This window comes from Caballeronia sp. RCC_10 (genome assembly GCF_041360715.1).
Classification (GTDB): domain Bacteria; phylum Pseudomonadota; class Gammaproteobacteria; order Burkholderiales; family Burkholderiaceae; genus Caballeronia; species Caballeronia grimmiae.
Genome location: NZ_JBFUPT010000007.1, coordinates 84,265 through 97,305 on the forward strand (window position 1 = coordinate 84,265; position 13,041 = coordinate 97,305).

The 13,041-nt window shown below is 64.4% G+C and carries 14 protein-coding genes; 5 read left to right on the plus strand and 9 right to left on the minus strand.

Annotation, left to right across the window (positions count from 1 at the left end):
• Nucleotides 1-5 precede the first annotated feature (5 nt).
• From AB6804_RS15065 to AB6804_RS15090, 6 genes are all read right to left on the minus strand, one after another.
• Nucleotides 6-665, minus strand: coding sequence for an amino acid ABC transporter permease (locus AB6804_RS15065; RefSeq protein WP_370887104.1), 660 nt, complete (start codon nt 663-665; stop codon nt 6-8).
• A 141-nt stretch (nt 666-806) separates the two neighbouring features.
• Entirely contained in the window at nt 807-1,607 is an 801-nt protein-coding gene (locus AB6804_RS15070) for a cystine ABC transporter substrate-binding protein (RefSeq protein ID WP_035970512.1), read from the minus strand.
• Nucleotides 1,608-1,728: 121 nt separating this feature from the next.
• Nucleotides 1,729-2,751, minus strand: a complete 1,023-nt coding sequence (locus AB6804_RS15075; protein WP_244794585.1) for a quinone-dependent dihydroorotate dehydrogenase — start codon at nt 2,749-2,751, stop codon at nt 1,729-1,731.
• Nucleotides 2,752-2,847: 96 nt separating this feature from the next.
• Entirely contained in the window at nt 2,848-3,675 is an 828-nt protein-coding gene (locus AB6804_RS15080; RefSeq protein ID WP_370887105.1) for an arginyltransferase, read from the minus strand.
• A gap of 137 nt (nt 3,676-3,812) precedes the next feature.
• On the minus strand, nt 3,813-4,553 hold the full coding sequence (gene aat, locus AB6804_RS15085) for a leucyl/phenylalanyl-tRNA--protein transferase (protein ID WP_370887106.1): 741 nt from the start codon (nt 4,551-4,553) through the stop codon (nt 3,813-3,815).
• 17 nt (nt 4,554-4,570) lie between these two features.
• Nucleotides 4,571-5,116: an NUDIX hydrolase gene (locus AB6804_RS15090; RefSeq protein WP_370887107.1), complete on the minus strand. Its 546-nt coding sequence runs from the start codon at nt 5,114-5,116 to the stop codon at nt 4,571-4,573.
• 212 nt (nt 5,117-5,328) lie between these two features.
• Between AB6804_RS15090 and glp the strand changes: the two genes are divergently transcribed.
• From glp to moaE, 3 genes are read left to right on the plus strand one after another with little or no spacing between them, the layout of a single operon-like run.
• Nucleotides 5,329-6,561 (plus strand): gephyrin-like molybdotransferase Glp, encoded by a 1,233-nt coding sequence (gene glp, locus AB6804_RS15095; protein ID WP_370887236.1) that lies wholly within the window; start codon nt 5,329-5,331, stop codon nt 6,559-6,561.
• Between the two features lie 23 nt (nt 6,562-6,584).
• Nucleotides 6,585-6,842 carry a molybdopterin converting factor subunit 1 gene (moaD, locus tag AB6804_RS15100; RefSeq protein WP_370887108.1) on the plus strand — a complete coding sequence of 86 codons (258 nt, stop codon included), beginning with the start codon at nt 6,585-6,587 and terminating at the stop codon, nt 6,840-6,842.
• A gap of 1 nt (nt 6,843) precedes the next feature.
• Nucleotides 6,844-7,317 carry a molybdopterin synthase catalytic subunit MoaE gene (gene moaE, locus AB6804_RS15105; protein WP_370887109.1) on the plus strand — a complete coding sequence of 158 codons (474 nt, stop codon included), beginning with the start codon at nt 6,844-6,846 and terminating at the stop codon, nt 7,315-7,317.
• Nucleotides 7,318-7,320: 3 nt separating this feature from the next.
• Here the strand turns inward: moaE and AB6804_RS15110 are convergent, their stop codons facing one another.
• Nucleotides 7,321-7,863, minus strand: coding sequence for a group III truncated hemoglobin (locus AB6804_RS15110; protein WP_370887110.1), 543 nt, complete (start codon nt 7,861-7,863; stop codon nt 7,321-7,323).
• 188 nt (nt 7,864-8,051) lie between these two features.
• Here AB6804_RS15110 and AB6804_RS15115 point away from each other — a divergent pair, with 188 nt between their 5' ends.
• Both AB6804_RS15115 and clpB read left to right on the plus strand, forming a co-directional pair.
• Nucleotides 8,052-8,543, plus strand: coding sequence for an Rrf2 family transcriptional regulator (locus AB6804_RS15115; RefSeq protein ID WP_035970522.1), 492 nt, complete (start codon nt 8,052-8,054; stop codon nt 8,541-8,543).
• A 144-nt stretch (nt 8,544-8,687) separates the two neighbouring features.
• On the plus strand, nt 8,688-11,285 hold the full coding sequence (gene clpB / locus AB6804_RS15120) for an ATP-dependent chaperone ClpB (RefSeq protein WP_370887111.1): 2,598 nt from the start codon (nt 8,688-8,690) through the stop codon (nt 11,283-11,285).
• A 672-nt stretch (nt 11,286-11,957) separates the two neighbouring features.
• On the opposite strand, the gene AB6804_RS15125 is transcribed toward clpB, so the two are convergent.
• Nucleotides 11,958-12,413: a YidB family protein gene (locus AB6804_RS15125; RefSeq protein WP_035968237.1), complete on the minus strand. Its 456-nt coding sequence runs from the start codon at nt 12,411-12,413 to the stop codon at nt 11,958-11,960.
• Between the two features lie 40 nt (nt 12,414-12,453).
• Complete coding sequence (locus tag AB6804_RS15130) at nt 12,454-13,020, minus strand: ComEA family DNA-binding protein (protein WP_370887112.1); 567 nt, start codon at nt 13,018-13,020, stop codon at nt 12,454-12,456.
• Nucleotides 13,021-13,041 lie beyond the last annotated feature (21 nt).

A 13,041-nucleotide genomic window follows, 5' to 3' on the forward strand; every position in this document is an offset into this window, starting at 1 on the left:
GCGCGCTAGTGGCGTCCCGGCAGCGCGAGACGCCGCTCGAACACGCGCTGCACGACTTCTAGCACGCTGCACAGCACCCAGTAGACGAACGCGGCAGCGAGATAGAGCGGCAGCGGCTGATACGTCGATGCAATCACTTCCTGCGCGCTTCTGAGAAGCTCCGTGACGGTGATGACCGACACGAGCGACGTATCCTTGATGAGACTGATGAGGCTGTTCGACAGGCTCGGCACCGCGATGCGCAGCGCCTGCGGCCCGACCACGAAGCGCAGGGTCTGCGTGCGCGACAACCCGAGGCTGTACGCCGCGAGCCATTGCCCGCTATGGATGCCGAGAATCGCGCCGCGCATGCTTTCCGACAGGTACGCCGCGACGTTCGCCGACAGCGCGATCACACCGGCGGGCGTCGGTTCGAGCGAGATGCCGAGACTAGGCAAGCCGTAATAGATCACGAATATCTGCACGAGCAGCGGCGTGCCGCGCATGATGCTCACGTAGCAGCGCCCGATGGCGACCAGGCCTCGGTTGCGGCTGATGCCCATCAACGCGAGCACGACGGCCCCGATGAGGCCGAAGAACATCGAATAGAGCGCGAACTTGATCGTCAGTAGCGCGCCTTGCGCCAGCACCGGCGCCGATTGAACGAGCAGGGAAGTCGTGGACATGAAAGGGGAAACGTAAGCGGAAAGCGCGCGAATCCGAAGCAAGCGCCGCGCGCAAAGCGCCCATCATAAACCGGACGCCAAAAAAGAAGGGCGGCACCGCAAAACGATGCCGCCCACTGCCGAATGCCGGTCAGCCCGCGCTTACTTCGCCGGCTTCGTCACGTCGATGCCGAACCACTTGTCGGAGATCTTCGCGAAGGTGCCGTCCTTCTCGAGCTGGGTCACCGCGTCGTCGATCGCTTTCGCGAACTTCGGATTGCCCTTCTTGAACGGAATGCCCGACGGGTTGCCCGCGCCGACGCTCGCGCCCGTGCGCAGCGGCAATTGCGAGTTCTTGAGCAGATACGCGAGCATCAGACGGTCGTTGAGCGCGGCGTCGAGACGGCCCGCAGCCAGATCGCGCAGATATTCCGGCGCGCCCGGATACGTCTTGACGTCGATGCCCGGCACCGACTTCGCCATGTCCATGTAGTTCGTGCCGAGGCCGACGCCGAGCTTCTTGCCCTTCAGTTCTTCGAGCGACTTGAACTCGCGCTTGTCGTCCGCGCGCTGGATCAGTTGCGCGTTCGAGTACGTGTACGCCGGCGAGAAGTCGAGCGTTTCCTTGCGCTTGTCGGTGATGCCGACCTGGTTGACGATCACGTCGAACTTGCCTGCCTGCAGGCCCGCGATGATGCCGCTCCACTCCGTCGTGACGAACTCCGGCTTCACGCCGAGCTTCGCGGCGACGGCCTTCGCGATGTCCACGTCATAACCGACGAGCTCGCCCGACGGCGACTTCGAGTTGAACGGCGGGAACGTGCCTTCCAGGCCGACGCGCAGCGTGCCGCGCTGCTTGACCTGATCGAGCAGATCCTCGGCATGCGCAGCCGTGGTGACGGCGGTGAAGGATGCGCCGATCAGGCTGGCGGCGACGAGCTTCTTGAGCGTGGACAGTTTCATCGTGTTGTTTTCCTGGTGTTGGCTTGTGGGCGGCGCGTGTCTCGCGCGGCACGCCCGATAGGTGCGGCATCATAGATAAAACGCAAGCCGCGCGTCAGATCGTTTGCTTATGTCGATATTCCTATGCAAGCGCCTCGACGCATTCCGTGACGAGGGCCGGCCCGCGATAGATCAGCCCCGTATAAATCTGCACGAGCGATGCGCCCGCCGCGAGCTTCGCGCGCGCATCCGCGCCCGAAAAAATGCCGCCCACGCCGATGATCGGCACATCCGCGCCCACTTCCGCGCGCAGCTTGCGAATCACTTCATTCGATGCATCGAATACCGGACGCCCCGACAGCCCGCCCGCTTCGTCGCCGTGCGGCATGCCCGCGACGGCGGTGCGCGAAAGCGTCGTGTTGGTGGCGATCACGCCGTCGATCCGATGCGTGAGCAAGGTGCCGGCAATCGACTTGATCTGCTCGTCGTCGAGGTCGGGCGCGATCTTGAGCGCAAGGGGCACGAGCTTACCGTGCAGGTCGGACAGGCGCTGCTGCTTGTCCTTGAGCGCGCCGAGAAGGGCGTCGAGCTCGCCTGCGCCCTGCAACTGACGCAGGTTTTTCGTGTTCGGCGACGAAATGTTGATCGTCACATAGCTCGCGAACGGATAAACGCGCTCGAGACAGTAGAGGTAATCGTCGGCGGCGCGCTCGATCGGCGTATCCGCGTTCTTGCCGATGTTGAGCCCCAGCACGCCGCGATAACGCGCGGCCTGCACGTTCGCGACGAACTGATCGACACCGCCGTTGTTGAAGCCCATCCGGTTGATGAGCGCGCCCGCTTCCGGCAGCCGGAAGATGCGCGGACGCGGATTGCCCGGCTGCGCGCGCGGCGTGACCGTACCCACTTCGATGAAGCCGAAACCGAGCGCCGCGAGCCCGTCGATGCACGCGCCGTCCTTGTCGAGACCCGCCGCGAGGCCGACCGGATTTCTGAACGTGAGACCCATCACCGTGCGGGGCGAGTCGGGGCCGTGTCTGCCGAGCATGCCGGCGAGTCCGGTGCGGCCAGCCGCGCGGAGCATGCGCAGCGTCAGGTGATGCGCGTCTTCCGCGTCCATGCGAAAGAGGCGCGAACGCGCGAGCGGGTAGAGAGAACTGAACACGAAATGAAAGCCGGCGACGGCGAATTTTTTGAGACCGCTATTTTAGCGGCTTTGGCGCGTCTGCCGGACTGCCTGAAGCGCCCGGACGCGCGGCGGCTATTTCGGCTGGCTCGGGCCGTTCATGCGCCCGGGCATCGGCAGTGCGCCCGCCGAGTGCGTCGAGGCGGGATCGAGCAGCGACCAGTGGCCGTCGATCAACCCTTCCAGCGGCCGGAAATTGGCCTTGTACGCCATCTTTTCGCTTTCGCGAATCCAGTAGCCGAGATAGACGTGCGGCAAGTCGAGGCTTTTCGCCTGCTCGATCTGCCAGAGAATGTTGAACGTGCCGAAGCTCGTCTTCGGCATATCGGGCTCGAAGAACGTATAGACCGACGAGAGCCCGTCGCCGAGGATGTCGATCATGCTGATCATGCGCAGCGGGCCGGGCGCATCCGGCGTGTCCGGCGAGGGCCGCTCGCGGAATTCGACGAGCCGCGAGTTGATCCGGCTTTGCAGCAGGAACTGCTCGTACTGATCGCGGCTGTCGCGGTCCATGCCGCCGCCCGCGTGCCGCGCCGACTGGTAACGCATATAGAGCGCGTAATGCTCTTCGTCGTAATGCAAAGGCGCAACGCTCGCGACGAGATCGCCGTGCAGCTTCCACACGCGCCGCTGCGCCCGATTCGGCACGAAGCGCCCGACCGGCACGCGCACAGGAATGCAGGCGCGGCAGCCGTCGCAGTAAGGGCGATAGGTGAACACGCCCGAGCGCCGGAAACCGGCCTTGACCAGTTCCGTGTAGACATCGGAGTTGATGAGATGGCTCGGCGTCGCGACTTGCGAGCGCGCGACGCGCCCTTCCAGATAACTGCAAGGGTAAGGCGCTGTTGCATAGAATTGCAGCGCGGAAAGCGGTGACAGCGGCAGCTCGTTCGGATGTGTCACGTTGGAGGCTCTCGCAGGCGTCGTCTCTCGTGGCCGGCATCGCCGGCTTGTTGGCAAGCGGCGCCTGGCTAATCGTGCTTGTCGTCAGTACTGCGTTGCAAGCGTCGCGCCTGGCGGGACGCAACGCGCCGAAGGCGTCAGCGCGCGGGCGTCTCGATGAGACCGGCGAGGACGGATTTGTCGAAGCGCCAGGCAATGGGCGGTTCGGCGACTGCCTTGCGCAGATGCGCGACGAACGCGCGGCGGGCAATCTCGCGGCCGCCCAGCGACGCCAGATGCGACGTGTTCTGCTGGCAGTCTATCATCTCTATTTCGTTGCGGCGCAAGTGTCCGACGAGTGCGGCAAGCGCGATTTTCGACGCATCGGTGCGGTGCGCGAACATCGATTCGCCGAAGAACATGCGCCCGAACGAGACGCCGTACAGCCCGCCGACGCGCACGCCGTCGAACCACGTCTCCACGCTATGCGCTTTCCCCTGGCGATGCAGCGACGTGTACGCATCCACGATATCCGCCGTGATCCACGTGCCGCGCTGGCCCTCGCGCGGCGTCTGCGCGCACGCGCGCATGACGGCGGGGAAGTCGTCGTCGACGCGCACTTCCCACAGCGGATCGCGCACCACATGCTTGAGCGTCTTGCGCAGCGAATGCGACACCTTGAACTCGGCCGGCACGAGCACCATGCGCGGGTCGGGGCTCCACCAGAGCACCGGCTGGCCGTCCGAGTACCACGGAAAAATGCCGCGCCCGTAAGCGTCGATGAGACGCGCGGGCAGCAGATCCGCGCTCGCGGCGAGCAAGCCCGGCGCACCGCTCGATGCGCCGAGCGCGCGCTCGACGGGCGGGAACGGATCGTCAAATGCGAGCCAGGGGACCATGATCGGCGGGCGCTGCTTCAGCCTTCACGCAGGGTGCGGAAGATATCGCCCGTATGCAGCGTGAAATTGCCGGCGGCGCGGTCGGCAAAGAAAAAGCGCAGCGTCTGCCCGACCGTCGGGAACGCGATCTCGTCCCACGGAATCTCGCTTTCCTCGAAAAGACGCACTTCGAGGCTTTCCTCGCCGGCATCGACTTCGATGTCGAGCAGCCGCGCCAGATAGAACAGATGCACCTGATGCACGTGCGGCACGTTGAGCAGCGTGAAAAGGCTCTGTATCTCGACGCGCGCGCCGGCTTCCTCCAGTGTTTCGCGCGCCGCGCCTTCGCTCGTCGTCTCGTCCATTTCCATGAAGCCCGCGGGCAGCGTCCAGTAGCCGTAGCGCGGCTCGATCGCGCGGCGGCACAGCAGGACCTTGTCGTCCCACACCGGCACCGTGCCCACGACATTGCGCGGATTCTGGTAGTGCACGGTGCCGCAATGGCCGCACACATAGCGCTCGCGGTTGTCGCCGGGCGGAATGCTCAGGCCGACCTCATGGCCGCAGACGGAACAGAATTTCATGGAAATGGATGGCGGAAAGTGTGGTGCGAGTGTATCACCGGGGCGGGGCGGCTTTGGCGCGTGACGGTCGTTCGGTTTCTTTATCTTCGATGCTTCGCGCGCGGGCGAAGCCGGCCGGCTACTCGCTACAATAGTTGCTCATAACCTGCCGTCTCATTACACAAGCGCGCCGCGCGCCTCAGCGAACCATGTCATCACAACCCCGTCCTCCGATGCTCGCCACCGCCGACGCCCTCGGCCTTCTGCTCGATGCCGCGCGCCGGGTGGATGGCGTCGAGCGCATCGACACGCTCGATGCGCTCGGCCGCGTGCTGGCCGCCGACGTGATCTCACCGCTCGACGTCCCGCCGATGCACACCAGCTCGATGGACGGCTACGCGGTCCGCGCCGCCGATCTCGCCGCCGCCAGCGACGCCGCGCCGGTCGCGCTGCCGGTTTCGCAGCGGGTGCCGGCGGGCCACACGGCCGGGCCGCTCGCGGCGGGCACGGCGGCGCGCATCTTCACGGGCGCGACGGTGCCGCCGGGCGCGGACGCGGTCGTGATGCAGGAGATGGCGCGCGCATCCGGCGACGGGAGCGTCGCGTTCGCGCAAGCGCCCGAGGCGGGAGAATGGATCACGCAGCAGGGCGCGGACATCGAACGCGGCGCGGTGATCCTGCCGGCGGGCACGCAACTGACGCCGCAGGCGCTGGGGCTTGCGGCATCGGTGGGATGCGCGTCGCTGGAAGTCGTGCGCCGTGTGCGCGTCGCGATTTTCTTTACCGGCGACGAACTGCGCATGCCCGGCGAGCCGCTCGCGCCCGGCGCGATCTACAACTCGAACCGCTTCATGCTGCGCGCGCTGCTCGCGAAGCTCGGCTGCGACGTCACCGATTTCGGCATCGTGGCGGATCGGCTGGACGCGACCCGCGATACCCTGCGCCGCGCCGCGCTCGAGCACGACCTGATTCTGACGTGCGGCGGCGTGTCGGTCGGCGAGGAAGATCACGTGAAGCCCGCTGTCGAGGCGGAAGGCCGCATCGCCATGTGGCAGATCGCGATGAAACCGGGCAAGCCGCTCGCGTTCGGCGCGGTGAGGCGCGGACAGGCGAGCGAACCGGACGAGGCGTATTTCATCGGCTTGCCGGGCAATCCGGTATCGAGCTTTTGCACGTTCCTGCTCTTCGTGCGGCCGTTTATCCTGCGGCTGGCGGGCGTGGCGCACGTCGCGCCGCGCGTCTACTCGATGCGCGCCGACTTCACGCAGAAGAAGGGCGACCGCCGCAACGAATTCCTGCGCGCGCGCGTGAACGAGACGGGCGGACTCGACGTGTTTCCGAACCAGAGTTCGGCGGTGCTAACGTCGACGGTATGGGGCGATGGACTCATCGACAATCCGCCGGATCATGCGATCAGCGCCGGCGAGATGGTGCGCTTCATCCCCTTTTCAGAATTGATGCGCTAATCGAAGGCGAAGGACCAGCGTAAATGAAAGTCGAACTGAGATTTTTTGCGAGCGTGCGCGAGGCGCTGGGCGTCGCGAACGAGACCGTGAGCGTGCCGGATACGGTCGTCAATGTCGGCGACGTGCGCGCCTGGCTGCGCATGCGCGGCGGCGCCTGGGCCGAGACGCTCGCGGAAGGCCGCGCGCTGCGCATGGCCTGCAATCACGTGATGACGAACGCCTCGCAGCGCATCACCGATGGCTGCGAAGTCGCGTTCTTCCCGCCGGTGACGGGCGGCTGACATGACGACGCCCGCCAAAATCCGCGTGCAGGAAGCCGATTTCGATCTCGGCGCGGAAGTCGCCGCACTGCGCGCCGACAATCCGAAGGTCGGCGCGGTGGCGTGCTTCATCGGCACGGTGCGTGACCTGAACGAAGGCAGCGCCATCGAGACGATGGAACTCGAGCACTATCCGGGCATGACCGAGAAGTCGCTGGAAGCGATCGCCGATCAGGCGCGCGAGCGCTGGCCGGGCTCGGACGTGCTGATCGTGCATCGCGTGGGGAAGCTGAAACCGCTCGATCAGATCGTGCTCGTCGCGACGACGGCGATGCATCGCGCGGAAGCGTTCGAATCGTGCGCGTTCGTAATGGACTATCTGAAGACGCAAGCGCCCTTCTGGAAGAAGGAGAAGACCGAACGCGGCGAGCGCTGGGTGGACGCCCGCGAATCCGACGACGCCGCGCTCGCGCGCTGGACGACGCCGGGAAGCTGATGGTTATCGCTCGTCAACGGGCTTGCCGACGAATTTCGCGGGAAATGGCTCGCCGGCGGGGCGCTCGGGAAAGCGTGGCTCATCGTTGCCGGCGGTGCGCTGGCGTTTCAGCGCCGCGAGCAGTTCCTCTTGTTCGACGGGAATCTGGTAGTCCCAGCCGAACTTGCTCAACTGCAAACTCTGCGCGATGCGCAACGCCGGTTCCATGAACTGCACCGCGGCGGCCGGCGCGTAGCGCGCTTCGACCATGTTCAGGAACAGCGACAGCCAGCGCGCGAAATGACGCGGCTCGATGCCTTCCAGCGGCCGATGCGCCTCCTGCACGTTACCGCGATACTGCTTCGAACCGAGCACGAGGCTCGACCAGAAGGTCGTCATCTTCGCGAGATGCTCGTCCCAGCGGCCGGCCAGTTCGCGGGCGAAGATCGGGCCGAGCAGGGGATCGTCGTCCACGCGGCGGTAAAACGCTTCGACCAGCGCGCGGATGTTGGTTTCGTTCGGTTCGCGCTCGCGCGTGTCGGCGGCGCTCGGTGGGTCTTGACTCATGGCGTAAATCGGTCGGGCAGACGTCGATGGGGTATTTCCTGACGACAGGCACTCATGTGGCGCAAAATGCGTGTCTCATGCAGGCTGCGCCCGGATATTAGACCGCGTGACGCCCACGCGGGTCGATCGCCCCTTGGGATCGCGCGGATTTATTGCCGCACCCGGCTCTTCACTCATCGCACGACATCATGCGACTGACCGACTACACCGATTATGCGTTGCGCGTCCTGCTCTACTTGTCGGTGCGGCCGTCGGGCCTTTCGACGATTCAGGAAATCGCCGACGCCTACGGCATCTCGCGGAACCATCTGATGAAGATCGTCCAGCAACTGGGAGACCTGGGCTGGGTGGAGACGGTGCGCGGGCGGCGCGGCGGCCTGCGGCTCGCCGAGCGGGCGCGTTCGCTGACGATCGGAGAGATCGTGCGGGCGACGGAGAGCGATTTCGCGATCGTCGGCTGTTTCGCGCGCGAAAGCGATCATCGCCATTGCGTGATCCAGCCGGTCTGCCGGTTGCGCGGCGCGCTCGCCGCCGCCCGCGATGCGTTTCTCGCCGAACTCGACAAGCGTACCGTTGCCGAACTCTCCGAGCCGGAGAACGAACTCGCGCGGCTGCTGGGCGTCGCGAATGAGGGTGCCAGGCCCGCGATTGCGATCGTATCGTCCGATACGCCGCGCTGAACGTCCGTTCGCGCTATGGCCGAATCCGCGGACGCCATCCGCGCGCCAAAGACCCAAAAAAATGCGCTGGTTGAGCGAAACCGTGCTTGAAAGCGGGCGAAACCGCCTCATTTTCGTCGTATTCAGAATTGGAGCTGTCCAAAAATGAGAATCGACAAACTCACCACCAAATTTCAGGAAGCCTTGTCCGACGCGCAGAGTCTGGCGGTCGGCAACGACAATCAATATATCGAGCCTGTGCATCTGCTGTCCGCGTTGCTCGCGCAGCGCGACGGCTCCGCGCGCTCGCTGCTGTCGCATGCCGGCGTGCAGGTTCAGGCGCTGCAGTCGGCGGTCAACGACGCGATCGGCCGTCTGCCGCAAGTGCAGGGCACCGATGGCAACGTGCAAGTCAGCCGCGATCTGGCGGGCCTGCTCAACAACGCCGACAAGGAAGCGCAGAAGCTCAACGACACCTACATCGCGAGCGAAATGTTCCTGCTGGCGGTCGCCGATGACAAAGGCGAGGCCGGCCGCATCGCGAAGCAGCACGGGCTCACGCGGCGTGCGCTGGAAGCCGCGATCAACGCGGTGCGAGGCGGCGCGCAGGTCAACAGCCAGGACGCCGAAAGCCAGCGCGAGGCGCTCAAGAAATACACCGTCGATCTGACCGAGCGCGCACGCGCCGGCAAGCTCGATCCGGTGATCGGCCGCGACGACGAAATCCGCCGCTCCATTCAGATCTTGCAGCGCCGCACGAAGAACAACCCCGTGTTGATCGGCGAGCCGGGCGTCGGCAAGACGGCGATCGTCGAAGGTCTCGCGCAGCGCATCGTCAACGGCGAAGTGCCGGAGACGCTCAAGGGCAAGCGCGTGCTGTCGCTCGACATGGCGGCGCTGCTCGCCGGCGCGAAGTATCGCGGCGAGTTCGAGGAACGCCTGAAGGCCGTGCTGAACGACATCGCGAAGGACGAAGGGCAGACGATCGTCTTCATCGATGAAATTCACACGATGGTCGGCGCCGGCAAGGCCGAAGGCGCGATGGATGCGGGCAACATGCTGAAGCCTGCGCTCTCGCGCGGCGAGTTGCATTGCATCGGCGCGACGACGCTCGATGAGTACCGCAAGTACATCGAGAAGGATGCGGCGCTCGAGCGCCGTTTCCAGAAAGTGCTCGTGGATGAACCGTCGGTGGAAGCGACCATCGCGATCCTGCGCGGCTTGCAGGAGAAGTACGAGCTTCACCACGGCGTCGAAATCACCGATCCGGCGATCGTCGCGGCGGCGGAACTGTCGCATCGCTATATCACCGACCGTTTTCTGCCCGACAAGGCCATCGATCTGATCGACGAAGCGGCGTCGCGCATCAAGATGGAAATCGATTCGAAGCCCGAAGAGATGGACAAGCTGGATCGCCGTCTCATTCAGTTGAAGATCGAACGCGAGGCGGTGAAGAAGGAGAAGGACGAGGCGTCGCAGAAGCGGCTGCAGCTCATCGAAGAGGAAATCGAGCGGCTCAACCGCGAGTATTCCGATCTCGAAGAGATCTGGACCGCCGAGAAGGCCGCGGTGCAGGGCAGCGCGCAACTGAAGGAAGAGATCGAGAAAGCGCGCGCCGACATCGCGCGTTTGCAGCGCGAGGGCAAGCTCGAGAAGGTCGCCGAGTTGCAGTACGGCAAGCTGCCCGAGCTCGAAGCGCGGCTGAAGCAGGTCACGCAGGCCGAATCGCAGGAGCAGAACAATCCGACGCGTCCGCGTCTCTTGCGCACGCAGGTCGGCGCGGAGGAAATCGCGGAAGTGGTGTCGCGTTCGACGGGCATCCCCGTGTCGCGCATGATGCAGGGCGAGCGCGAGAAGCTGCTTCAGATCGAAGGCAAGCTGCATGAGCGCGTCGTCGGCCAGGATGAAGCGATCGGCGCGGTGGCCGATGCGATCCGCCGTTCACGCGCGGGTCTTTCCGATCCGAACCGTCCGTATGGTTCGTTCCTGTTCCTGGGGCCGACGGGCGTCGGCAAGACGGAACTGTGCAAGGCGCTTGCGGCGTTTCTGTTCGATTCGGAGGAGCATCTTATCCGCATCGACATGAGCGAATTCATGGAGAAGCACAGCGTCGCGCGGTTGATTGGCGCGCCGCCGGGATACGTCGGTTATGAAGAGGGCGGCTATCTGACTGAAGCGGTGCGCCGCAAGCCGTATAGCGTGATCTTGCTCGATGAAATCGAGAAGGCGCATCCGGATGTGTTCAACGTGCTGCTGCAAGTGCTGGACGATGGCCGCATGACCGATGGACAGGGCCGTACCGTGGACTTCAAGAACACGGTGATCGTGATGACGTCGAACCTCGGATCGCATGTGATTCAGGGCATGGTCGACGAACCGCACGACAAGGTGAAAGACGCGGTCTGGGAGGAAGTGAAACTGCATTTCCGGCCGGAGTTCCTGAATCGTATCGATGATGTCGTGGTGTTCCATTCGCTCGACCGGGCAAATATCGAGTCGATCGCGAAGATTCAACTGCAGCGCTTGCATGACCGGCTGGCCAAGCTGGATATGCAGCTCGACGTGTCGGATGCGGCCCTGGAGCAGATCGCGAAGGTGGGTTATGACCCGGTGTTCGGTGCGCGGCCGTTGAAGCGGGCGATTCAGCAGGAGATCGAAAATCCGGTGGCCAAGCTCATTCTTGCAGGGCGCTTTGGGCCTAAGGATGTGATTCCGGTTGATATCCGGGATGGCGAGTTCGTGTTTGACCGGGTGGTGCATTAAGGTGTGGTTCGCTCCCTTGCTGAGGCGGGGGAGCGGTTGGAAGGCAACGGGGGACCGTTGCCTTTTTTCTTGAGTAGTACGTCGTTAGAACTGGCTAGCCTGATGAAGCACGGCTCGCGCTCCCGGCGCGATCTCTTGCGCCTGAATGAAGTCTTTTTGGCGGTTCACGCAGCAATGAGATGTCCATGTCAGCGACGACTTGGCAACCGTCGCGGCGTTTCCATCGTCGCAAAACGTTCGAATCGTAGTACGGAATTCCGAAGTCGGAAATCCGCATGCGGTGGCTCCGGTACTTAGTTTGGATGCCGTATCAAATGCACCTCGCTGTTCAGCCCATACGGACTGTCACTTTCTGCATAGTGAATTGAAAAAGCTGATAGCGGTGAGACGCGGGAGGGTCGATCGCGTGGGAACCTCCCACCAACCTGGCCGACTGCGCGCCATCGCAGCATCCTCCGCGGGCATCGGCAGCAGCGCCCGCACATCGCGCGGGCCGTGCGTGATCGCGTTTGTCGCGTAGCTGCGTGCTTGCGCCACTACGGCGAAACGCCATCGGTTCGCTTGAACCGCATGCGCGCCTTTCTTCAATCCACGAAATCGAAAAAGCAAAAGCCCCGCCCGGCTTCGCCGGGCGGGGCTTTTAAGTCATCCCAATGCGGGACAAACCGCGTCTTATCCCTGCTTCGGGCTCTCGCTTCCCCCGAACAGCCCGGCGAGGCCGCCCAGCGACCCCAGCACGCCCGTCAGATCCAGCTTTCCTTCCGGCGGCACTTCGCCGTTCGGCGTAGCACGGTCGACGATATGCGGCAGCACCGTCGCCAGCAATCCCGAAAGCTGATCGCCCGACACGCCCGCCTTCTGCGCCAGCGCGCCGACATTCTCGGAGCCGAGCACATTAGTCAGCAGTCCCGGGCTAATCGGCTTGTTCTCACCCGTGCCGATCCACGACGACACGATATCGCCCGCGCCGTTTTGATGAAAACGCTGAATCAGGCCCGCGATGCCGCCAGGCTGGCTGTTGACGAACTCAAGCGCCGCCGCGATCAGCGCGGCCTGACCGCCGCCGCTCTGGCCGCCTTGTTGCGAAGAATTGCCGAGGGAGGAGGCGAGGATATCGAGTAGGCTCATTTCTATCTCACTACAAAAGGTTTTCGGGTAACGTCGCGCATCACAGACCGCTGGCGGCCGTGGCGCTCGCCGCTTTGTCTTTCTTGCGCTTTGATTTGGACGCTTGCGCGTCGCTCGTCGCGGCCGGTGCCGATGCTGCGGCACTCGTCGCGCTCGATTTCTTCTTGCCGGAAGCAGTGGACGGGCCCGACGCCGGCGTCACAGCCGGCGTCCGCTCGTTCGTGGCCGCGGGGGATGTCGCTGCCGTCGCCGCCGTCGATGACCTGACGGTCGAATTGGGCGCCGCGCCGCCTTGCGGCTTCGTCGACGAGGGCGTCGAGGTCTTGCCGGTCGGCGGCAGCGACGAGCCGCCGATGGTCAGTCCATTCTCCTCCAGCTTCGCCACCGATTTCGTGCCGAGGCCCTTCACACGGTTCGCGAGATCGTCCGCGTCCTTATACGGTCCGTTCTTCGTGCGTTCATCGACGATGGCCTTCGATTTTACCGGCCCAAGCCCTTTCACCGCTTCGAGCGCGGCTTGGTCGGCGGTATTGACATCGACGGCGGCCAACGCGGCGCCGATGGACAGCATGAACGCAACGCACAGCATCAACAGCTTTTTCAGCATGACGACACTCCGGACAAAGGA